At 62.3% G+C, this 22076-nt stretch carries 20 protein-coding genes; 11 read left to right on the plus strand and 9 right to left on the minus strand.

All coding sequences use genetic code 11. The features are described 5' to 3' along the window. The first annotated feature begins 27 nt into the window (after positions 1–27). The 4 genes from ACFXS9_RS18575 (at position 28) to ACFXS9_RS18590 (ending at position 4135) form a co-directional block, all read left to right on the plus strand. A complete protein-coding gene (locus tag ACFXS9_RS18575) occupies positions 28–807 on the plus strand; it encodes an acyltransferase (RefSeq protein ID WP_392690931.1) in 780 nt (259 codons plus the stop codon). A gap of 337 nt (positions 808–1144) precedes the next feature. Continuing rightward, positions 1145–1762 (plus strand): 30S ribosomal protein S4, encoded by a 618-nt coding sequence (rpsD, locus tag ACFXS9_RS18580; protein WP_392690933.1) that lies wholly within the window; start codon positions 1145–1147, stop codon positions 1760–1762. Positions 1763–1879: 117 nt separating this feature from the next. Next, the gene (locus tag ACFXS9_RS18585; protein ID WP_392690934.1) at positions 1880–3025 is read left to right on the plus strand and encodes an alpha-hydroxy acid oxidase; all 1146 of its coding nucleotides are present in this window, start codon (positions 1880–1882) and stop codon (positions 3023–3025) included. A 42-nt stretch (positions 3026–3067) separates the two neighbouring features. Further along, on the plus strand, positions 3068–4135 hold the full coding sequence (locus ACFXS9_RS18590; RefSeq protein ID WP_392690936.1) for a threonine aldolase family protein: 1068 nt from the start codon (positions 3068–3070) through the stop codon (positions 4133–4135). A 25-nt stretch (positions 4136–4160) separates the two neighbouring features. On the opposite strand, the gene ACFXS9_RS18595 is transcribed toward ACFXS9_RS18590, so the two are convergent. Then, positions 4161–5498, minus strand: a complete 1338-nt coding sequence (locus ACFXS9_RS18595; RefSeq protein WP_392690938.1) for a glycosyl hydrolase family 17 protein — start codon at positions 5496–5498, stop codon at positions 4161–4163. 523 nt (positions 5499–6021) lie between these two features. Between ACFXS9_RS18595 and ACFXS9_RS18600 the strand changes: the two genes are divergently transcribed. After that, the gene (locus tag ACFXS9_RS18600; protein WP_392699845.1) at positions 6022–7434 is read left to right on the plus strand and encodes a GH1 family beta-glucosidase; all 1413 of its coding nucleotides are present in this window, start codon (positions 6022–6024) and stop codon (positions 7432–7434) included. Between the two features lie 11 nt (positions 7435–7445). Here ACFXS9_RS18600 and ACFXS9_RS18605 read toward each other — a convergent pair whose 3' ends face one another. The 4 genes from ACFXS9_RS18605 to grxD are packed head-to-tail and all read right to left on the minus strand — an operon-like array spanning position 7446 to position 10946. Beyond that, positions 7446–8750 carry a serine hydrolase domain-containing protein gene (locus tag ACFXS9_RS18605; RefSeq protein ID WP_392690939.1) on the minus strand — a complete coding sequence of 435 codons (1305 nt, stop codon included), beginning with the start codon at positions 8748–8750 and terminating at the stop codon, positions 7446–7448. Continuing rightward, positions 8731–10014, minus strand: a complete 1284-nt coding sequence (locus ACFXS9_RS18610; protein ID WP_392690941.1) for a serine hydrolase domain-containing protein — start codon at positions 10012–10014, stop codon at positions 8731–8733. The genes ACFXS9_RS18605 and ACFXS9_RS18610 overlap by 20 nt, the downstream gene beginning before the upstream one ends. A gap of 42 nt (positions 10015–10056) precedes the next feature. After that, positions 10057–10611, minus strand: coding sequence for an O-acetyl-ADP-ribose deacetylase (locus ACFXS9_RS18615; protein ID WP_392699847.1), 555 nt, complete (start codon positions 10609–10611; stop codon positions 10057–10059). Continuing rightward, positions 10608–10946 carry a Grx4 family monothiol glutaredoxin gene (gene grxD, locus ACFXS9_RS18620; RefSeq protein ID WP_057843761.1) on the minus strand — a complete coding sequence of 113 codons (339 nt, stop codon included), beginning with the start codon at positions 10944–10946 and terminating at the stop codon, positions 10608–10610. Before grxD ends, ACFXS9_RS18615 begins: the two co-directional genes overlap by 4 nt. A gap of 294 nt (positions 10947–11240) precedes the next feature. Between grxD and egtB the strand changes: the two genes are divergently transcribed. Both egtB and egtD read left to right on the plus strand, forming a co-directional pair. Then, positions 11241–12491, plus strand: coding sequence for an ergothioneine biosynthesis protein EgtB (gene egtB / locus ACFXS9_RS18625; RefSeq protein ID WP_392690943.1), 1251 nt, complete (start codon positions 11241–11243; stop codon positions 12489–12491). Positions 12492–12539: 48 nt separating this feature from the next. Then, entirely contained in the window at positions 12540–13511 is a 972-nt protein-coding gene (egtD, locus tag ACFXS9_RS18630; RefSeq protein ID WP_392690945.1) for an L-histidine N(alpha)-methyltransferase, read from the plus strand. Between the two features lie 969 nt (positions 13512–14480). Here egtD and ACFXS9_RS18635 read toward each other — a convergent pair. Further along, positions 14481–15659, minus strand: coding sequence for a low temperature requirement protein A (locus ACFXS9_RS18635; RefSeq protein ID WP_392690947.1), 1179 nt, complete (start codon positions 15657–15659; stop codon positions 14481–14483). A gap of 21 nt (positions 15660–15680) precedes the next feature. Next, the gene (locus ACFXS9_RS18640) at positions 15681–15935 is read right to left on the minus strand and encodes a BolA family protein (RefSeq protein ID WP_025590827.1); all 255 of its coding nucleotides are present in this window, start codon (positions 15933–15935) and stop codon (positions 15681–15683) included. A 186-nt stretch (positions 15936–16121) separates the two neighbouring features. Here ACFXS9_RS18640 and ACFXS9_RS18645 point away from each other — a divergent pair, with 186 nt between their 5' ends. Beyond that, positions 16122–16481 (plus strand): DUF427 domain-containing protein, encoded by a 360-nt coding sequence (locus ACFXS9_RS18645; protein WP_057843766.1) that lies wholly within the window; start codon positions 16122–16124, stop codon positions 16479–16481. A 122-nt stretch (positions 16482–16603) separates the two neighbouring features. Here ACFXS9_RS18645 and ACFXS9_RS18650 read toward each other — a convergent pair whose 3' ends face one another. Further along, a complete protein-coding gene (locus ACFXS9_RS18650) occupies positions 16604–16777 on the minus strand; it encodes a DUF1328 domain-containing protein (protein WP_028349982.1) in 174 nt (57 codons plus the stop codon). A 187-nt stretch (positions 16778–16964) separates the two neighbouring features. Between ACFXS9_RS18650 and ACFXS9_RS18655 the strand changes: the two genes are divergently transcribed. Beyond that, on the plus strand, positions 16965–18149 hold the full coding sequence (locus ACFXS9_RS18655; RefSeq protein ID WP_392690950.1) for an acyltransferase: 1185 nt from the start codon (positions 16965–16967) through the stop codon (positions 18147–18149). A 102-nt stretch (positions 18150–18251) separates the two neighbouring features. Here ACFXS9_RS18655 and purL read toward each other — a convergent pair whose 3' ends face one another. Further along, on the minus strand, positions 18252–20459 hold the full coding sequence (gene purL / locus ACFXS9_RS18660) for a phosphoribosylformylglycinamidine synthase subunit PurL (RefSeq protein ID WP_392690952.1): 2208 nt from the start codon (positions 20457–20459) through the stop codon (positions 18252–18254). A 162-nt stretch (positions 20460–20621) separates the two neighbouring features. Here purL and ACFXS9_RS18665 point away from each other — a divergent pair, with 162 nt between their 5' ends. Then, the gene (locus tag ACFXS9_RS18665) at positions 20622–21110 is read left to right on the plus strand and encodes a PaaI family thioesterase (RefSeq protein ID WP_334374331.1); all 489 of its coding nucleotides are present in this window, start codon (positions 20622–20624) and stop codon (positions 21108–21110) included. After that, the gene (locus ACFXS9_RS18670; RefSeq protein WP_392690955.1) at positions 21100–22044 is read left to right on the plus strand and encodes a DMT family transporter; all 945 of its coding nucleotides are present in this window, start codon (positions 21100–21102) and stop codon (positions 22042–22044) included. Before ACFXS9_RS18665 ends, ACFXS9_RS18670 begins: the two co-directional genes overlap by 11 nt. Positions 22045–22076 lie beyond the last annotated feature (32 nt).

Below are 22076 nucleotides of genomic sequence, written 5' to 3' on the forward strand. Positions count from 1 at the left end.
ATCTATTGCGGAAACGCGGGCGGAGCGATGCGCGGAACGGTTCGAAAAATCACACTACCGCGCCGTCTGGTCGCCGACCTCATGCACGCCTCGAACCGCGTGCCCTTTGTTTCGCTCTCGCGGCCGCTTCATATTCGAGCCCTGCAGGAAGCCCGCGCGCAGGCCGCCCAGCGGCCGGGCTGGGCCGCGATTTTCGTCAAGGCCTTCGCGCTGGTGGCCAAGGAACAGCCGATCCTGCGCACCCTCTACGTCAAATGGCCGGTGCCGGCCTTCTACGAACTGCCGCGCAGCGTCGCGATGGTGGCGATCGCCCGGGTCGATGACGGCCAGGATTGCGTACTGCCACAAAAAGTCGCCGCGCCCGACGAAATGCCGCTTGCCGAGGTCGATGCCCTGATCCGGCACGCCAAGGTGGCGCCGATCGACGAGGTGCCGGCGTTCCGGAAGATCCTGCGAACCACGCGGCTGCCGCTGCCGCTGCGGCGGCTGTTCTGGGCGGTCGGGCTGAATTTCGGCCGCCAGCGGGCCAATTATTTCGGTAGTTTTGGGGTCACCTCCGTGGCCGCCTATGGCACGGGCCAGCTCCATGCCATTAGCCCCGGACCCTTTGTCCTGAGCTATGGGGTGGAAAAGCCCGACCAAACCATCGATGTCGTCTTGCGCTGGGATCACCGGATTACCGATGCGGCCCCGATGGCCAGGGCGTTGAACCGGTTGGAACAGGTGCTGAACGGCGAAATATCAGCCGAATTGCGGGCCAATCGGCAGCAAACCGAGCCCAAACCGGTCCGCGCGGTCGCGACGTGACGGCCCCCTCTGGTCGTCATTCCGGGATGGTCCGAGGGACCAGACCTCAGATGCGCAATTGCGCATCGGGGAATCTCGAGATTCTCAGGGGCGCAAGGCCCATAGTTCGATGCTTCGCATCGCCCCGGAATGACGGTCTCCGTGAGGTCCCTTTTCATTGACAGAACGGCGGTTTCTCCCTAAGAACCCGCTTGCTCGCGGGCCGGTTTCGGCCCGCGATGCGTTTCGCGACCCGTGGTCCTCCCCGAGCTTTCGAGGCGGACCTGTCGGCCCCGGCAACCCCGGTGCACAGGAGGGCGCGTTTCCTCAAAACTCAAACTCTTAAGCAGAGGACGCGATGACAAAGCGCAGTGAGGCGAAATACAAGATCGATCGCCGTATGGGCCAGAACATCTGGGGCCGCCCCAAGAGCCCCGTGAACCGCCGGGAATACGGCCCCGGCCAGCACGGCCAGCGCCGCAAGGGCAAGCTGTCCGACTTCGGCGTCCAGCTCCGCGCCAAGCAGAAGCTTAAAGGCTACTACGCCAACATTTCCGAGCGTCAGTTCCACGGCATCTATGTCGAGGCCGGCCGGATGAAGGGCGACACCGGTGAGAACCTGATCGGCCTCTTGGAGCGCCGTCTCGACACCGTGGTCTACCGCGCCAAGTTCGTCGCGACGATGTTCGCCGCGCGTCAGTTCATCAACCACGGCCACATCAAGGTGAACGGCCGCCGCGTCAATATTCCGAGCTACAAGCTCAGGCCCGGCGACGTCGTCGAGGTCAAGGAATCCTCCAAGCAGCTCACTCCCGTTCTGGAAGCAAGCCAGCTCGGCGAGCGCGATGTGCCCGACTTCATCGAAGCCGATCACTCCAAGATGACGGCGAAGTTCACCCGCATCCCCGCGCTGTCGGACGTGCCGTTCGCAGTGCAGATGGAGCCTCATCTGATCGTCGAATTCTATTCGCGCTGATCGGTTTTCAGTTACGAGATATCAAAGGCCCCGGTTTTGCCGGGGCCTTTTTGTATGCGAGTATGGCGTCGTCTCAACGCCGAGCCTCGCTGTGGGCTTGAACCAAGCGGGATCAACATGCGCTTGCGCGACTGCCACAACTTTCATGATTTCCGCAGGTTGGCCCGGCGGCGGCTGCCCGGCCCTATCTTCGACTACATCGATGGCGCGGCCGACGACGAGGTGACCCATCGCCGGAACACCGCAAGTTTCGAGCGCTGTGACCTGGTACCCAATGTCCTGCGCGGCGTCGAAAACATCGATATGTCGGTGACGGTCCTGGGCCAGAAGCTCGCGATGCCGATCTATTGCTCTCCGACCGCACTGCAACGCCTCTTCCACCATACCGGCGAACGCGCCGTCGCCGCCGCTGCGGCGAAGTACGGCACGATGTTCGGCGTATCCTCGCTCGGCACGGTAAGCCTCGAGGAACTGCGCAAGGCCCACGACACGCCGCAAGTCTATCAATTCTATTATCACCGGGATCGCAGCCTCAACCGCGCGATGATGCAACGCGCGAAAGAAGCCGGCGTCCAGGTGATGATGCTCACCGTCGACAGCATCACGGGCGGCAACCGCGAGCGCGACAAGCGCACCGGCTTTTCGATTCCATTTCGGCTGACGCTTGCCGGGATGTACCAGTTCGGGATCAAGCCGGCCTGGGGCATCAATTATCTCACGCACGAGCGGTTCAAGCTTCCGCAACTGGACCAGCACGTCGACATGGGCAGCGGCGCGCTGTCGATCTCCAAGTATTTTACCGAGATGCTGGACCCCTCGATGAACTGGGACGATGTGGCTGAAATGGTCCGGCTATGGAACGGGCAATTCTGCCTGAAGGGCGTCATGTCGGTGGCGGACGCCAGGCGCGCCGTCGAGATCGGTTGCACCGGCATCGTGCTGTCCAATCATGGCGGCCGGCAGTTGGACGGTTCGCGCGCGCCATTCGACCAATTGGCCGAAATCGTGGACGCGGTCGGCGATCGAATTGACGTGATCATGGACGGCGGAATTCAGCGGGGCACCCATGTCTTGAAGGCGTTGTCGCTTGGAGCCAAGGCCGTTGGCGTTGGACGCTATTATCTTTATCCTCTCGCGGCGGCCGGCCAGGCCGGCGTCGAGCGGGCTCTCGACCTGATGCGGTCGGAACTCGAGCGGGGAATGAAGCTGATGGGATGCACTGCGATCAATCAGCTCTCTCGCGAAAATCTGCGGTTCAGGTAATTTCTGTCCCGCCATCAAGTCCAAAAGAGACGAGAAACTGCCATGCACTACACCCCTGCCCCGCGAGATCCCAAGGCCGATCCCATCCGCATCAACCTGCTGTCGGACACCCAGACGCGACCGACGCCTGCGATGCGCGAGGCGATGGCGCGGGCGGAGGTCGGCGACGAGCAGATCGGCGACGATCCGACGGTGAATTTGCTGTGCGAGCGCGTGGCGGACCTGCTCGGCAAGGAAGCCGCCGTGTTCATGCCGTCGGGCACCATGTGCAACGTCGCGGCTACCCTCGCCCATTGCCGGCCGGGCGATGAAATTCTGGCCCATGCCACCGCGCATATCATTGCCCGCGAAGGCGGCGCACACGCAGCGCTCGGCGGATTCCAGATCATGCCGCTGCCGGGCGATGACGGGCAATTCACGCCCGAAACGTTCCGCGCCGCGCTGCACCCGCGCTCGCGCTACCAGCCGCCGCAGACCGTCGTCAGCGTCGAGCAAACCGCCAATATCGGCGGCGGCACGATCTGGAAGAAAGCGGTGCTGGATGAAATCGTCGAGATCGCCAAGGCACATGGGCTGATCACCCATATGGATGGCGCGCGCCTGTTGAACGCTTGCGTCGCCACGAAAATATCGGCGCGCGACATGGCCGCGGGATGGGATTCAGCCTGGATCGATTTCTCCAAGGGCCTCGGCGCGCCGATCGGCGGCGTGATCGCGGGCTCGCGCACCTTCATCGACGACGTCTGGCGCTGGAAGCAGCGCCTCGGCGGCTCGATGCGGCAGGCCGGCATTTGTGCCGCGGCCTGCGTCTACGCGCTCGACCATCACGTCGACCGCCTCGCCGACGATCACGCCAATGCGCGTGCGCTGGCGCGGGGGCTGTCGCAGATCGACGGCATCGAGGTGCAAGAGCCTGAGACCAACCTGGTGTTCTTCAAGCCTGACAGAGCCGGCATCGCCGGCGACAAAATGGTCGAAGCCTTGCGCAAGCGCGGCGTGCTGCTCGCGATGATGGACGGCCGCATTCGCGCCTGCACGCATCTCGACGTCAGCGCTGCAATGATCGAGGAGACGGTCGCCCTGGTGCGCGAGATCGTACGCGGCGCGTGAGAAGCGTCAGCCCGAGGCCGTGAACTCAGGCAACGGCTGATGTGCGCGCCCGCCACAGTGCGCTGCCGAGCAGCAGATACACTGCGCCCGTCCACATGGCCTGCCAGTTCTGGAAGCCTTCGTTGAGGACGATATAGATCGCCGCCAAAGCGAAGAGGCCGGCAAACACGGCCTCAGAGAGCGGCCGCTCGCCGGATTTCGAACCGTTGAGAAACGCCAATGTCCAGAACGGCACCACGGCCATGGTCAGGGCGGCGAACGGGAAATCGCGCCAGCGCGCGTCGAATATCAGGCTGAGCGCGGTCTGCGCGGCGATGAGCGTAGTCACGATCAGGGTCACGCCCAGTATGTTGCTCATGAACAATGGGGTCAGGCCCTTGCGCGGCCCCAACACTTCAAGAAACGCCGGAAGCTCCCGCCCCGACATCAGCGCGTAGGTGGCCAGCAGCGGCGCTGTCACTGCCGCCGTCAGCAGAAAACCCTGAACCAGCCAACCGCCGAGCCCGTAGCTTTCCTGGAGCATCTTGTCGATGCTGATGCCCAGCAATATCCCGCCAGCGGTCGCGGACGCGGCGACCGCCGCCCACGATGCCAACGGCGCCGCGGCCCGCTGGCGCTTCTGCGTGAACCCGGCAACTGCGAATACGCAGAGGCAAAGCAGCAGCCCGCCTGCCATCTGCAGCTTCCAGAACGGGTAATTGCTGATGGCCACGCCGGCCGGATATTTCAGCTTGCGTTCGGCCCCGTCGAACAGTCCCCAATAGCCCCCCACCGTTCCTTCCCAGCGACGCTTCCACGGCTCGTCATAGGCCTCGAACAAATTGACGCGGAAGTTATCGCGCCTTGCCCGTTCGAGAATCTCGGAGATGAAACGTGCCTGGTTGACGCGGGAAGCCAGCGCGCCATCGCGCATCCGCCCGTGGCTTGGCCAACCGGTTTCGCCGATCAAAATCTCCTTGCCGGGAAAGGCTGCCGCCACTTGCTTGCGCATCTCATCTATATGCGCGGCCGCATCCTCGGCGCGCGGGGGAACGTCCTCCCAATAGGGCAGGAAATGGGCGGTAACGAAATCGACATCGGCGCCTACCTCGCGGTAGCGCAGCCAAAATTCCCAGACATCGGCATAGGTCACCGGAATGTCCACGCGCGGCTTGACCGACTGGATCGTTTGGCGAAGGTCGCCGACGGTCATGTCGCCGCGCAGCAGCACTTCGCTGCCGACGATGAGCGCTGCGACCGTGCCCGGATGATCCTTGACCAACGAGACCGCAATGTCGGCGAGTTGCGCGTTCTTCGCGCGATCACGTCCGATCCACACGCCGAGCAGAACCTTCAATCCGACCCTGGACGCTAGCTCGGGCACCTTGTCCAGCCCGTTGTCGATGGAATAGGTGCGGATGCATTTGGAGACCTTGGCAAGCTCCTGCAGATCCTCCGCGATCTGCTCCGGCTTGACGATGAGCGTCGGATCGTGCGGCGTTTGATCGTTGCGGAACGGCGCGTAGGAAACGCATTCCAGCTTCGATGCATCATCGATCGGCGCACGCGTCAGCGCTACCGGCGTGGCCAGCCACCACCACGCCGCGACAACGATGCCGAGCGATAGAAATAAAAGCGCCAGCGGCGTGCGAAAGCCGATTGGTCCTGCTCCCCTAATAGGACGAATAGATGAGCCTGTTTAGCCGCGCGCGGCAGGCATGTCGACCCGCTGGTCCCACCATGTGTACAATTGCGCGAGAGCACGGAAGCGGCGATATTGAGCCCTTCAAAAGTGAGTTTTGTTTGCGCAAAATTGATCGCGCCTGACGAGGGAAATGATGGCATTCAAGAGATTTTCCCGGCGACAATTTGGCAGACTTGCAGGCTGGTCGGCGTTTGGCTTGTCGATGCTGTCAGCCAAGTCGAGTACGGCGCAATCGGATCAGGCGACCGGAACACAGAACCAACGCCCCTCGTCGAATTTTCCGAGCGGCTTTCTGTGGGGCACGGCGACCTCGGCCTATCAGGTCGAGGGCGCGGCCAACGAAGACGGCCGCGGGCCGTCGATCTGGGACCGATTTGCCCACACGCCCGGAACGATCGCCGATAACAGCAATGGGGATACTGCTGCGAACCACTATCATCTCTACAAGGAAGACATCCGGCTGATGAAGGAGCTCGGCACAAAGGCCTATCGATTCTCGATCGCCTGGCCGCGCGTCTTCCCGGATGGGACCGGACCAGCAAATCCAAAGGGCCTCGATTTCTATCACCGCCTTGTCGACGAATTGTCGGCAAACGGCATCGAGCCGTTTGTGACCCTGTATCACTGGGACCTGCCTCAGGCGTTGCAGGATCGCGTCGGCGGATGGACCTCGCGCGACACGCCAAAGGCATTTGCGGATTATGCCGCCCATGTCGCAAAGCACCTCGGCGATCGCGTGAGGCATTTCTTCACGATCAACGAATGCTCCAGGCTCGTTCATCTCGGCCACGGCCTCGGCGCCGACGCGCCCGGCCTCAAACTGCCTCAATCAGGATTGAACCAGGTCCGTCACCACGTTGCGCTGGGACATGGTCTCGCGGTTCAGGCCATCCGCGCCCATGGGCGAGCCGGAACGAAGGTCGGTCCGGCGGAGAATGCGGTGAGCTGCATCCCCGCCATCGAAACGTCAGCCAATATCCGCGCCGCCGAGATGGCGACGCGCGAGCTCAACGCCGGCTACCTGACCGTGATGCTCGAAGGAAAGTATACCGAGGCATATCTGGCGCGGTCCGGCCAAGACGCGCCGAAATTCACCGCCGAGGATCTGCGCGTCATTTCATCCCCGATCGATTTCGTCGGGCTGAACGTCTATATGCCGGACCATTATGTCGTTGCCGCCGGCAACGAGCGCGGCTTCACGCTGGCGCCGTTTCCCGCCTCGTTTCCGCACATGAAAGCGAGCTGGCTGAGGCCCGGCCCCGAAGCCATCTACTGGGTGCCGCGTCATGTCGCAAAACTTTGGAACGTGAAGTCGATCTATATCACCGAGAACGGAACGTCGGGGAGCGACCAGCCGGCGCCGGACGGGACCATCTACGACGTCGACCGCATCATGTATCTGCGCAATTATCTCACGCAGTTGCAGCGCGCGACATCCGAGGGCGTGCCCGTGCTCGGATACTTCCTGTGGAGCCTGATGGACAATTTCGAATGGTCGGATGGATATGAGCAGCGCTTCGGCATCTACCACGTCGACTTCGATTCCAAGCGTCGTACGCCCAAGCTGAGCGCGTCGTTCTATCGCGAGACGATCGCGAAAAACGCCGTGGCGTAATCAGGCGATTGTCAATCCTTGCGCAGGCCCTTGCCGAGCGCCTCATACATGATCGTCTTCAGCGCCAGTTGAATTCGCCCGCCCTGCGTCGGAGCCTGCACCATGAAGACAACGAGCAAGTCGTCCTGCGGATCGACAAAATAGAAACTTCCGCCTGCGCCATCCCACCGGTATTCGCCGAGCGGCCATGTCGTGTTTGGCGGCGGTGAGGTGCGCACGGCAAAGCCAAGACCGAATCCGCTGGATGGGCCCGGAAAGTAAAAGGGATCGTGAATGATCTTGGTCTCCGGCCCGATCTGATCCGACGTCATCAGTGCGACGGTCTCAGGCTTGAGATAGCGCTTGCCGTCCAGCTCGCCGCCGTTCAGCAGCATTTGCAGAAATCGCGCGTAGTCCCCGGCCGTCGAGACCAGGCCTGCCCCGCCGGATTCCCAGCGCCGCGGCTCTGTCGGATCCTTGATTCCGGCCACCCGAAAACGATCAACGGGAAATGGCTGGGCGATGCGCGGCCACTTCGCGTCATCTGCGACATAGTATGCGGTCTCGGACATGCCGAGCGGATCGAACAGTCTCTGCTTCTCGAATTGAAACAGCGTCTGCCCCGAGACCACCTCGACGACACGGCCGAGCACGTCGGTCGAATGGCTGTAGTTCCAACGCGTTGCCGGCTGATCGGCGAGCGGCAGCGTCGCGATGCGGTCAGCGAATTCGGCATTGTCGAAGTCGCCGGCGTATAATCGCGGATTGGCATAGAGTTTTTGCACCGCGGTTTCGCCGAAGAAACCGTAGGTGATGCCCGACGTGTGCCGCAGCAGATCCCTGATCGTGATCGGGCGCTTCAGCGGCTCGAGCTTGAGCGGGTACTGTCCTGCTTCATCGGAAAGATCGACACCGACTTTCGCATCCGCAAAGGCACGAATGTATTTGGACACAGGATCGTCGAGGGCCAGCTTCCCGTCGTCGATCAGCATCATCGCGGCAACCGAGGTGACGGCCTTCGACATCGAATAGATCTGGAAAATGGTGTCCGACGTCATCGGCTGGCTGGACGCAGGGTCCCGCACGCCGAAACATTCAAGATAGACTGGTTTGCCGTGCTGCTGGATCAGAAGCACCGCACCGGGAATCTTGCCGGCCGTGACCTCGCTGCGAACGTAGTCACCAATCCGGTCAAGGGCCGCTCGCGAAAAAGTTGGCGCGGCCGGTGCATTCGGCTCGGCCCGCGCCTCCTGCGGTTGGCCGCTGACCAGGCAAACCACAAGCGTCGCCGCAGCAAGGCAACGCCCTACCGTGCCGTCAGTTCTCCAGAGCTTCATAGACCAACTGCTTCAGCGTCCGCTGGATGCGCTGGCGTTCCGTCGGCGTCTGCTCAAGCAGCACGAAGAACATGTCCTGCTTGCGGTCGACCACGAAATAGCAGCCGCTGGCGCCATCCCATTTCAATTCGCCAAGCGATCCCGGCGGCGGCGGCTTGGCATTGCCCGGATCGGTGCGCACGGCAAGGCCGAGGCCCATTCCGAAGCCGTCCCCGGGGAAATAGAAATAGTCCCGCTCGACCCCAGACCCGGGGCCGACATAGTCGGTCGTCATCAGCTTGAACGTTTCGGGCTTCAGGTAGGTCTTGCCCTCGAACGTGCCGCCATTGAGCAGCATCTGCGTAAAGCGGCGGTAGTCCGCCATGGTCGAGTACATGCCGCCGCTGGCGAACTCGATCTTCTTGACATTGGTCGGGTTGGTGTCGCGGCCGACGCGAAAATTGCTGTCGTTCGGTACCGGCAGCGCCATCCGCTTCTGCTTCTCCGGATCGGTGATGTAGAAACCGGTGTCAACCATGCCAAGCGGATCGAGCAGCCTTTCGCGCATGATCGTGAACAGGGATTTTCCCGACGCGACTTCCATCACCCGCGCCAGGATGTCGGTGGAATGGCCGTATTGCCAGAGCGCGCCCGGCTGATTGTGCAGCGGCAGCTTGGCGATCCGCTCGGCGAACCCGGCCAGATCGAAATCTCCGTCATAGATATTGGCGGCCGCATAGGCCTTGCGGACCAGGGTGTCGCCGTAGAAGCCGTAGGTGATCCCTGACGTATGCACCATCAGGTCGCGGACCGTCATCGGCCGGGTCGGCGGCACCAGCTCGAGCGTCTTGGTGCCATCCTCGGCCTTCTTCTCGATGCCGACCTTCACATTCGCGAAGGACGGAATGTACTTTGAGACGGGATCGTCGAGCTTGATCGTGCCGTCCTCGACCAATTGCATGGCCACGACCGACGTGATCGCTTTCGTCATCGAGAACAGGCGAAAGATGGTCTTGTCGTTGATTGGCTTCTTGGACTCCACGTCCTGAACGCCGAAGGTTTCGTGATAGACCGGCTTACCATGCTGCTGGATCAGGACGTTCGCACCCGCGATTTTCCCGGTCGCCACCTCGTTCCCAAAGAACTCGGTGATCTTCGCAAGCTTTTCCTTGTTGAAGCGCGCACCGGCGGGAATATCGAACGTGCCTTCGGCGCGGACCTGTGGCGCAACCGCCAGCATCACCGCGCCGCAGGCAAGCGCGCGCAGCATTTGACGCAAGTTCATTGGAACCCCCTCCAGAATTCGGAGAGGAGTGTAGCCGCAGCGTCAGTCGGCGCAAGGGCTGCCAAAGGCTGCCAGCGCCTCTTCATGCAACCGAGCGCTGTCAGGGGAGAAACAGCAGAAGATAACCCTTGTCACGGCAGGCGCCGCGGCCAGTGCATCGACGACGGTTGCGGCGGCGATGCCCGCCGCACGGTCTGCAGGGAAGCGATAGACGCCCGTAGAGATCGCGGGAAATGCCAGAGAGGAGAGCGCATTGGCCTGGCACAGTTCGAGGGAGCGCCGATAGCAGGAAGCGAGCAACCCGTCCTCTCCAACATTGCCGCCGTGCCAAACCGGCCCGACGGCGTGGATCACATGCCTGGCCGGCAGCCGGTATCCTTGGGTGATCTTGGCGTCGCCGGTCGCGCAGCCGTTTAGCGTGCGGCACTCGCGCTTCAGTTCAGGTCCTGCCGCCCGATGGATCGCCCCATCGACGCCACCTCCGCCGAGCAGCGACGAATTCGCCGCGTTGACGATGGCGTCAACGCGCAAGCCGGTAATGTCGGCAACAATGACTTCCAGCCGCGCCTGGCCGACCTGGCGCGCCAGCCCGCTCAGGCGGAAGCCGCCGCGTTGACGGTGACGCCCTTGTCGACAAAGAGCTGCTGCAATTCACCAGCCTGGAACATCTCGCGGATGATGTCGCAGCCGCCGACGAATTCGCCCTTGACGTAGAGCTGCGGGATGGTCGGCCAGTTCGAATATTCCTTGATGCCGTTGCGAAGCTCGGCGGATTCCAGGACGTTCAGCCCCTTGTAGCCTACGCCGACGTGGTCGAGGATCTGGACCACCTGGCCAGAGAAACCGCACTGCGGAAACTGCGGCGTGCCCTTCATGAACAGCACGACGTCGTTCGACTTCACTTCGTTGTCGATGAATTGTTCGATGCTCATATTTGCTTCCTTTTGGGGCTCAGCCCCTGCGGCGTCGCGTAACGGGCCGGCTTCGTCTATGTAACCCGGATACTTGCCATATATGTAGCCCAAACCGTTGTGCATCCAAAGTAAAATGGCGAAGAGCTGGCATGCTCGGGGCCGGCTCCGGGCGCCCGCCTTCCATAGTCCGACAGCATTAATGTCATAGCGCGGGCAGGCTTTTTTCCCGCACCGGAACCCCTATCTAGGACGGACTGCCTGTCAGGAACCTGTTTGCCAGACCAACGTTCTCTCCTCTCACCGGAGACACCTGTGACGAAACCAGTATCCGCCGCCGCGTTCGCGACCCCTGCCCCGTCACTTTTCTCGGATTCCGGCGCCCTCGCCCAGAATTTGGTGGAGGCCTATCTGGCTGTCCGCGGCGAGACCGAGCGCCGGGCCGCTCCGTTGAGCCCCGAGGACCAGCTCATCCAGTCGATGCCGGACGCCAGCCCGGCCAAATGGCACCGCGCCCATACCACCTGGTTCTTTGAGCAATTCCTGCTCGGCGAGCATTGCGAGGGTTACCAGCCCTTCCACCCTGACTACGCGTTTCTATTCAATTCCTATTATGTCAGCGCCGGACCGCGGCACGCCCGTCACCAGCGCGGCCATCTGACCCGTCCGAGCGCCGACGAGATCACCGCCTATCGCCGGCATGTCGATGCCGCCGTGGTCAAATTCTTCCAGACCGCCGGCGAAGAGCGCCTCACAAAACTGGTCCCGCTGGTCGAGGTCGGCCTCAATCACGAGCAGCAGCATCAGGAATTGATGCTGACCGACATCCTGCACGCATTTGCCCAGAACCCGATCCCGCCGGCCTATGATCCGGAGTGGCGCCTCCCAACATCGCACCGTTCGGTAGACGAGTGGACCACCCTCAACGAGGGCATCCACACCGTAGGCCACGCCGACGACAGCTTCCATTTCGACAATGAAAAGCCCGCGCACCGCGCCCTGGTCGGCCCGGTCAGGCTGGCCCGCAACCTCGTGACCAATGCGGAATGGCTCGCCTTCATGCAGGACGGCGGCTACGGCACGGCCACGCTGTGGCTGATGGACGGCTTTGCCACGGTGGCTGGCGAGGGCTGGCAGGCCCCCGGCCACTGGCGCCAGGTCGACGGCGAGTGGCGGATCATGACGCTTGGCGGGCTGCAGCCGATCGACCCGGCCGCCCCGGTCTGCCATGTCAGCTATTACGAGGCGGACGCGTTTGCACGCTGGGCCAGCCGCCATCTGCCGACCGAAATGGAATGGGAGGTCGCCGCCCGCGCCGGTCAGCTCAACGATGCCTTCGGCATCGTCTGGCAGTGGACCCGCAGCTCCTACTCCCCCTACCCCGGCTACCGCGCCATCGAGGGGGCGCTCGGGGAATACAACGGCAAGTTCATGGTCAATCAGCTCGTGCTGCGCGGCTCCTCGCTTGCAACTCCGGCCGGCCACAGCCGTATCACCTACCGTAACTTCTTCTACCCACACCACCGCTGGCAATTCACGGGGTTACGCCTCGCCGATTACGCCTGACATTTTCGATCATCGAAGCGCGCCGGAAAGCGCGTTCAGGAGAGTATCATGAATGTGCATGCCGCCGCTTTGGCCCAAACGCACCCGTTCGACGAACAGACCTCCGCCTTTGCCGGCGACGTGATCGGTGACCTCTCGCAGTTCCCCAAACGGCTGTCGCCGAAGTATTTTTACGACGCCACGGGCTCCGAGCTGTTCGAGCAGATCACGGTGCTGCCGGAATACTACCCGACCCGCACCGAAGTCGGCATCCTGCGCAGCCGCGGCGATGAAATCGCTGCACTCATTCCGAAAGGTGCGGCCCTGGTCGAATTCGGCGCCGGCGCGACCACCAAGGTCCGCCTGCTATTGGAGCGCTGCGATTTTTCCGCCTATGTCCCGGTCGATATTTCCGGCGATTTCCTGAACGCGCAAGCCGGCGGCTTGCGCAACGATTTTCCCGATCTCGGCGTTTATCCGGTCGCCGCCGATTTCACCGCGCCGTTCGAGCTGCCGGCGGAAATCGCTGACCAGCCCAAGGTCGGATTCTTTCCAGGATCGACGCTCGGCAATTTCGAGCCGCATGAGGCGCGCGCCTTCCTGCGCAGCGCACGCGACATTCTGGGCAAAGGCGCACAGATGATCATCGGCGTCGATCTCGAGAAGAACGAGCGGGTGCTGTACGACGCCTACAATGACGCCGCCGGCGTCACCGCGCGGTTCAATCTCAACGTACTGGTCCGCATCAACCGCGAACTCGGCGGCAATTTCGACGTCTCCGCCTTCATGCACCGCTCGGTCTATAACCGCGAGCGCCATCGCATCGAGATGCATTTGATTTCCAAGAAGGCGCAGAGCGTGCGCATCCTGGGACGGAATTTTTCATTCCGTCCCGGCGAGAGCATCCACACCGAGTCGAGCTACAAATACAGCTTCGACCGCTTCACCGCGTTGGCGCGCGAGTCCGGCTGGTCGGTGCGGGAATCCTGGAACGATCGCGACCAGATGTTCTCCGTTCACGCGCTGGCGGCGTCGGACTGAGGATTAGAGCGTTTTCAAGCGAAAGCCTGCCCCGGACTTGATCCGGGGTGGACACCGGTTAGCGTCAAGAAAACGCGTCAAAGCAAGTATCTAGAGCCCGGTTCTGATTCAATCAGAACCGAAAAGCTCTAGCCGCGGGTTTGCAGCTCACGTCTTGCAGACGGACCGCCTGCGGTCCGGTCGCGGCCTGCGTGTCGGCGCAATCCGGGGAGCGACAGATATCCAATCATCGGACAATCGGTCCGCACCTAACAGCCACGCGTGAATGATCCGCCACTTGTCTTGTCCGCGGGACTGGAAATCCAGTAGCGGAGACCCTGCATCTTGCAGTTCGTGAAAGAACTTCAACGAATCTTTTCCAGTCGGTCCGTCCGGATCGATCGTCTGCGTCAAGATCCAGCGGTCCCACTCTTGAATAATCCGTACTCTTGCATCGCTCTGTTTCATAGGCGCGTATTTCCAGCCACGGCACCCCGTGGGCACTGAGTGATCGCGCTGGTCAAGGTTTGATGGAAAGGTGCTTACGCCGCCGCGCGTCCCCACACCTTGTCCGGGCTCAGTATAACCAAACTTCTTAACAAGTATTCATCTTTATCGACCCGCCCGCAAAACGGTCCATCTGCGCTGTCGTTTCCCCTTCGAAATGTCCAATTTTTGACGCGGACTCAGCCCAGCCTCCGCGGCAGCATGGCTTGGGGTGAGTTCGTGCCAGGGGATATCAGTTATGGGCAACGCATTTCCAGCGTCCAGCAACCACAGGCAACGTTCGGCATCTTCGTCTGTTCACAGTGATACGGACACGGGCTGGGACGAAGGAGCAGACACCGAGCGGGTGGCGCTTCGCGAGGAAAATGCGAGGCTCCGGGCTCTCGTCGTCCAACTGTCAGATCTCGTTCTCAGAAACGTCGTCGATCAGTACAACTCGCCGCAACTGGTGCCGATGAGGCGGCCCAGGCTGGATTAAAGCTACTACTCTGCAGGGTCGGATCGCAGCGAGACCGTTTCCCACACTGCGACCGCGATCATGATCGCGGTGGTCAGGATCGACAGCATCAACGGCGACAGCTCGCTTGCGAACCAGGCGAGCGCACAAAGCGCGATGATGCCCGCGCCGTGGGAGAGTTGAAGGAAGCCGCGAAAGCTCAGCTTGAACAGGATGGTCCCGAACAGAAACAGCAAGGGGCCACCGATCGCGCTCATTACCGTCTTGAGGTCGGAATGTCCGCCGGGGTGTTTCAGCACCAGTTCGTCCGCCACCGCCGCGACAATGATGCCGGCCACGATCGGCATGTGCAGATAGGTATAGGCCAGCCGCGCCAGCCTTCCCGGCTCGCTCGATTTTGAGAGCTGTTCGGAGCCGGCTTCGGCACCGATGTGGAAATAGATCCACCACATCGCAATGCTGCCGACCAAGGCCGAGACGAACGCCAGAACGTTTTCGGTGGTCCAGGCGAGTTCGGCAAAGGTTGCGCCGATCACCACGACGGATTCGCCGAGCGCGATGATGATGAACAGCGCGCAGCGCTCGGCCATGTGGCCGCCTTCGATCATCCAGTCCGAGACCGAGGACGCGCCATAGCGGGGAATCCAGAACCGCACCGCCGGCGAGATATATTCGATGACGAGCGCTGTGACCCACAGCATCAACCGCGGCTGCCCTTCCGCTATCCCGCCGGCGATCCAGAAGACGGCCGACAGCGAAAGCCAGGCGGCGATCCGGACGGCATTCATGCGCGTCCGCGGCCGCGACGGCGGCGTCGACAACCACAGAAATATCGTCTTGCCGACCTGCATCGCCGCATAGGCGATCGCAAACCACAAGCCGCGCTCGTCGAATGCCTTTGGGATGGATGTCGATAGCACCAGCCCGCCCAGCATCATTGCGAACAGCAGCAGCCGGACCGGAGTCTTTTCGGGATTAAGCCAGTTGGTGATCCAGGTAGTGAATACCCATACCCACCAGACCGCGAGAAACAGCAGCGTGACCTGTAACGCACCCAGCGGCGTAAAGTGAGCCAGCAGCGTGTGCGAAATTTGCGTGATCGCGAAGACGAAGACGAGATCGAAGAACAACTCCGCGTAGGTGACGCGGCTATGCTGGTGCGGCACGATCCGGCGAAACAGCGCGCCGTGTGCGTTGTCTGTCATCGATGCCCCCGCCGTCCGGGACTACCTCTCCGGTACCCCGGGTCCGCCAGGTACCCCGGTCTGCAGCGCCAGCGCATGCAGCAAGCCGCCCATCTGCCCCTTGAGCGACTGGTAGACGATCTGGTGCTGCTGCACGCGCGACTTGCCGCGGAACGACTCCGAGATCACGGTCGCGGCGTAGTGGTCGCCATCGCCTGCGAGATCGCGGATCGTCACCTCGGCATCGGGGATAGCTGCCTTGATCATCGACTCGATATCGTGGGCATCCATCGGCATTCCAGCATGTCTCCGTCAGGTGTTTCAGAATCACGGCCGGCTCGCGCGACCGTGAGGGCCAAACCTAGCGCGTACGCTCTTCTAGGTCACGCCTGGCGGCACTATATTACGGGCCGAAGCGTTTGACACCGCGAGATCGCGTCGCGCCCGATCATTTCGGGCTGACCGAAAAAGAGGCTCAAAATCATGAAATTGCCCGGTCCCGACCATCCGATCACGATTACGGCAAACCCCAAGCGCGTCCGGGTCTCGGTGGGCGGCGTGGTCATTGCCGATACCACCCGCGCGCTGACACTGAAGGAAGCCAGCTATCCGGCGGTGCAATATGTGCCGCGCGAGGACGCCAATATGGCGTTAATGTCCCGCACCGAGCGGACCACGCACTGCCCTTACAAGGGCGACGCGAACTATTTCAGCATCAACGCCAACGGCAAGAGCCTCGAAAATTCGATCTGGACCTATGAGACGCCCTTCCCGGCCATGGCCGAGATCGCCGGCCATCTGGCGTTCTATCCGGACAAGGTGACGATCGAGGAAGTGGCGTAGCAAGCGAGGACGTCATTCGGGGATGGCGCAAAGCGCCAGACCCGGAATCTCGAGATTCTCAGGTGCGCAATTGCGCACCGTAGTTCGATGCTTTCGCATCGCCCCGGAATGACGGCATTGAGCTACACCCTGAATATCGTGAGCCCGAGGATCAGGAGCACCAGGAAGATCACGACGAAGACATAGAACAGGAAGCGGGCGATGTCGGCGGAGGCCTCCGAAATGCCGGTGAAGCCGAGGATGCCGGCAACGATCGACACCAGAAAGAAGATCAGCGCCCATTTGAGAATTGTCATCGCTTGCTCCGGGACTTCCAGGGCCATGCCAGTGGTGGCCCATCAAATTCACCCGACCTAACGGCCGGTTGCACGGCCGGTTCCGATCAGCCCGGAGATGCGGGTTCGCCAGCGCCCCTATTTGGGCCTTGCTGAATCAGGTTCCGGGCGGCAACATTTGACCACATAGCCTGGCTGGGAGGCGCGCATGACATCGATTTCCACCGTGGGGCATGCCGACGTGGGCGCGGTGCCCAAGGCCAAATCGCGAAACCTTTCGCTTGATCGCGCGCGCACCTTCCTGACGCTGGTGGTGCTGCTCCACCACGCCGTCATCCCCTATACCTATTTCGGTCATACCGATCCGAAGTACTTCTTCGGCTTCGACATGATCGTGCTCGCCACTGATAGTTTCTTCATGGCGATGTTCTTCTTCCTGTCGGGACTGTTCGCCTGGTCTGGCATCGCCCGGAAGGGACCGCTGAGCTATTTGGCAGATCGCCTGCTTCGGCTTGGGCTGCCGTTCGTGATCTGCGCCTTCACGGTCATTCCGCTCGCCTATTACGCCATCTCCCTGCGGCACCATCCCGAGATCGGCTTTTCGGAATACTGGTGGAATATGATCACGAAGGGCCCGTGGCCGAGCGGGCCGATCTGGTTCCTTTGGGTCCTGCTCAGTTTCGATGTGGTGGCCTGCATCTTGTATCGGCTGTCACCCAACCTGCTCGATCCGGTCAACCGCCTCTCGCTGTACGGCCGCCGCCGGCCCGCAGTGTTCTTCGCGGTCATGCTTGCCGTCACCGCTGCGTTCTATATTCCCGGGCTGGTTCACTACGGACACAGCAGTTGGTTTGAGTTCGGGCCGTTCTCGGTCCAGCACGGGCGCGTGATGCTCTATGCGAGCTATTTCTTTTTCGGTGCCGGCATCGGCGTTGCGCAAATGGATCGCGGGCTGCTCGCTGCAGACGGCCGGATGGCGAAGGTAAGCTGGGACTGGATGGTGCTGGCGATCGTTCCGTATTGCCTGCTATGGGTGCTGATCTTCATCAAACGCGAAATACTGGGCAACCCGTCGCCATTGCCGGACTGGTATGAAGTGCTCTATGCGATCTGCTTCACCGTCTTCAGCGTGGCCATCATGTTTCTGATCCTGGCCATTTTTCAAAGATTCAGACAATCAGGCTCCGCCAAGCTACTCGATCCGATGCAGTCGGACGCCTACGGCATGTTCCTGGTGCACTACCCGATCGCGCTGTGGCTGCAATACTGGCTGTTCGACTATGACCTGCCGGCGATCGTCAAGGTCGCGATCGGGTTTGTGCTTACAGTCGCGGCGAGCTGGGCGCTGACGCGCGCGTTGCGGCAGATCCCGGGCGCGACAAGGGTGCTGTAGCTGTTTCAACCGTCATTGCGAGCGCAGCGAAGCAATCCATCTCACAGCAAGCGGCGGCATGGATTGCTTCGCTTCGCTCGCAACGACGTGGAAAGAGCGTCGCTAAGCCGCCTTCCCGCTCATATAGGCCGGCAGCCAGTGCTCGAACGCCGTTTTCAGCGCATCCACCGCGACCGGCGCTTCACCGGCAACGGCGATCGCATCGCCGCCCGTGGTGCCGATCCGCGCGCACGGCACGCCTGCGCCCTTCATCTTCGCCAGCACCAGGCCGGCGTCGGCTGCCGGCACCGTTACGATGTAGCGCGCCTGATCCTCGCCGAACCAGTAAGCGTGCGGCACGATCGCGTTCGGCGCCGCCAATAGCTGCGCGCCGATGCCACTGGCAATCGCCATCTCGGCCAAGGCGATCAGCAGGCCGCCGTCGGAGACGTCATGCACCGCGGTCGCGGTGCCAGCATGGATCATGCCGCGGACCACGTCGCCATTGCGCTTTTCGGCGGCGAGATCAACCGGCGGCGGCGCGCCTTCTTCGCGGCCGCAGATGTCGCGCAGGTAGACGGACTGTCCGAGCCAGCCTTGCGTATCGCCGATCAGGAGGATCGCTTCGCCGGCCGCCTTGAAAGCCAGCGTCGCCGATTTGGTGAAATCGTCGAGCAGACCGACGCCGCCGATCGAGGGCGTCGGCAGGATGCCGCGGCCGTTGGTTTCGTTGTAGAGCGAGACATTGCCCGACACGACAGGGAAATCGAGCGTGCGGCAGGCTTCGGAAATGCCCTTCAGGCAGCCGACGAACTGGCCCATGATTTCAGGCCGCTCCGGATTGCCGAAATTGAGGTTGTCGGTAATCGCGAGCGGACGGCCGCCGACCGCGGTGATGTTGCGCCAGGCCTCCGCGACGGCCTGCTTGCCGCCCTCGAACGGATCGGCCTCGCAATAGCGCGGCGTGACGTCGACGGTGAGCGCGAGCCCCTTCGGCCCGTCCTCGACGCGCACCACCGCGGCATCGCCGCCCGGACGCTGCACGGTATTGCCCAGAATGACGTGGTCGTATTGCTCCCAGACCCAGCGCTTCGAACACAGCTCCGGCGTGCCGATCAGCTTCTCCAGCGTCGCGGAAATGCCAACTGGGGGCTCCACTTCGCGTGCCTGCACCATCGGCAAGGCTGCGGATGGGACGTGCGGGCGGTCATACACCGGCGCCTCGTCGCCCAATTCCTTGATCGGCAGATCGGCCATGACGTCGCCGCCATGCTTCACCACGAAGCGCTTGCTCGGGGTGGTGTAGCCGACGATGGCGAAATCGAGCCCCCACTTCGTGAAGATCGCCTCGGCCTCTTTTTCCTTCTCTGGCTTGAGCACCATGAGCATGCGCTCCTGGCTTTCCGAGAGCATCATCTCGTAGGCGCTCATGCCGGTTTCACGGGTCGGCACTGCGTTGAGATCGAGTTCGACGCCGAGATCGCCCTTGGCGCCCATCTCGACCGCCGAGCAGGTCAGCCCGGCCGCGCCCATGTCCTGGATCGCGATCACGCAACCCTTTTCCATGATCTCGAGGCAGGCTTCCAGCAAGAGCTTCTCGGCGAAGGGATCGCCGACCTGCACCGTCGGCCGCTTCTCGGCGGAGTCATCGTCGAATTCGGCCGACGCCATCGAGGCGCCGTGAATGCCGTCGCGGCCGGTCTTGGAGCCGAGATAGACGATTGGCATGTTCACGCCGGAGGCTGCCGCGTAGAAAATCTTGTCGGTCTCGGCGAGGCCGACCGCCATCGCGTTGACCAGGATGTTGCCGTCGTAGCGGGTGTGGAAGCGCACCTGGCCACCGACCGTGGGCACGCCGAAGGAGTTGCCGTAGCCGCCGACACCGGCCACCACGCCCGACACCAGATGGCGCGTCTTCGGATGCTCCGGCGCGCCGAAGGAAAGCGCATTGAGGCAGGCAATGGGCCGCGCACCCATCGTGAACACATCGCGCAAAATGCCGCCGACGCCGGTGGTCGCGCCTTGATACGGCTCGATGTAGCTCGGGTGGTTGTGGCTCTCCATCTTGAAGACCACCGCCTGCCCGTCTCCGATGTCGATCACGCCCGCGTTCTCGCCCGGGCCCTGGATCACCCAGGGCGCCTTGGTCGGCAAGCCGCGCAGATGGATGCGCGAGGATTTGTACGAGCAGTGCTCGTTCCACATCGCCGAGAAAATCCCGAGCTCGGTGAATGTCGGCACCCGCCCGATCAGCTTGAGGATGCGCTCATACTCGTCGGGCTTCAGACCATGGCTGGCGACGAGTTCGGGGGTGATCTGGGGCTCGTTCATGGGTGCCTTAATAGGAAGATCGAGGGGGTGCGAAAAGGCCTTTTATGGCGCATTTCCGCCCTGTCCAGAGCTTTGCGCGGGCGCGCGTTGCGGGATCAGCGTTTGCACATCGTTCCCGGATCGGATTTAAGGGCTGAAACATCGAATTGAAGGTCATTTTTAGTGAACGAACTCCCCCAAAATGCATTTCACCGCCGCCCCGATCTGCATGTCGAAACCGAGGGCGAATTTGCCGGCTGGCGGACCTGGACCCGCGACAGTTTCGAGACCCACAACGGCCCGTTCTGGCACCGCATGGACGAAAACGGGAAGGTCCGCTGCGCGTTCCGGGTCGAGAAGAAGCACCTCAACGGCATGCGCAACGTCCATGGCGGCTGCTTCATGTCGTTCGCCGATTATTGCCTGTTTGCAATCGCCTCCTCCGTGCTGGAGGGGCCCGGCGTGACGGTATCGTTTGCCTGCGAATTTCTCGATGCCGCGCGCGAGGGCGAGCTGGTCGAGTGCGAGGGCGAAATCACCCGCGCCGGCGGCTCGCTGATCTTCCTGCGCGGCGTGCTGAAATCCGGCGAACGGTCGCTGTTCACCTTCTCCGGCACCATCAAGCGGGTGAAGTGGAAGAAGCCGACTGGCACCGGCGCCGTTGCCACCTGACGCGCTACAGGCACGTCGCGGCTGGCGCGACTACGCATTACTGCTCGCGCTGGCGTGCTGCTGGAGCTCGACCTATCCGCTGACCAAGATCGGCCTCGGCTCGATCCCGCCGGTCACCTTCATCTCGGCGCGCTCGCTGATCGCGGCGGGCTTCCTGCTGGTGATCCTGCGCGCCCGCGGTCTGCGGCTGCCGACGGACGGCAAGGCCTGGAGGCTGTTTGCATTCCAGCAGACCATCAACTCGACGATTCCTTTCCTGATGATCACCTGGGCGCAGCAATATGTGGCGGCGGCGCCGACCGTGGTGCTGGCCTCGACCACGCCGATCTTCGCTTTCCTCATCACCTGGGCCATCACAAGGCATGAGCCGGCGACGCTGCTGAAGCTGATCGGCGCCATTCTGGGCCTGGCCGGTACGGCCGTGACCATCGGCCTCGATACGCTCGGCGGGCTCTCCAGCAACCTCTTTGCCGAAATGGTCATCCTGATCGCCACTATCTCGTTCGCCTGCGCCACGATCTTCGGGCTCAAGCTGACCGATTACGACGCGATGGTGGTCGCAGCGGGCTCGCTGTTGTTCGGCGGCACGGTGCTGTTGCCGCTCGCGCTGATCGTCGATCATCCCTGGACCTTGCGGCCGACGCCAGAGGCGCTGATTGCCACGGCCGCGATGGGCATCTTCTCGAGCGCCTTCGGGCTGATGCTGTTCTACATGTGCCTGACGCGGCTCGGCACACTGACCACCAATGCGCAGGGATACTTGCGCATCCCGATCGGCGTCGGCCTGTCGGTCCTGCTGCTCGGCGAACCCGTGCCGCCGAATCTGGCACTCGGCCTCGTGTTGGTGATGGCGGGCGTCGCCGCGATGACCATCCCGCGCGGCCATTATCGCAAATGGATCGAGCGCCTGCGCGGGAAGCCGAAAGGCGGATGAAGATTGTCGCGCAATCAAGCCGATGCTGTTTT

It is taken from the genome of Bradyrhizobium sp. RDI18, from assembly GCF_043203335.1.
Taxonomy (GTDB): domain Bacteria; phylum Pseudomonadota; class Alphaproteobacteria; order Rhizobiales; family Xanthobacteraceae; genus Bradyrhizobium; species Bradyrhizobium retamae.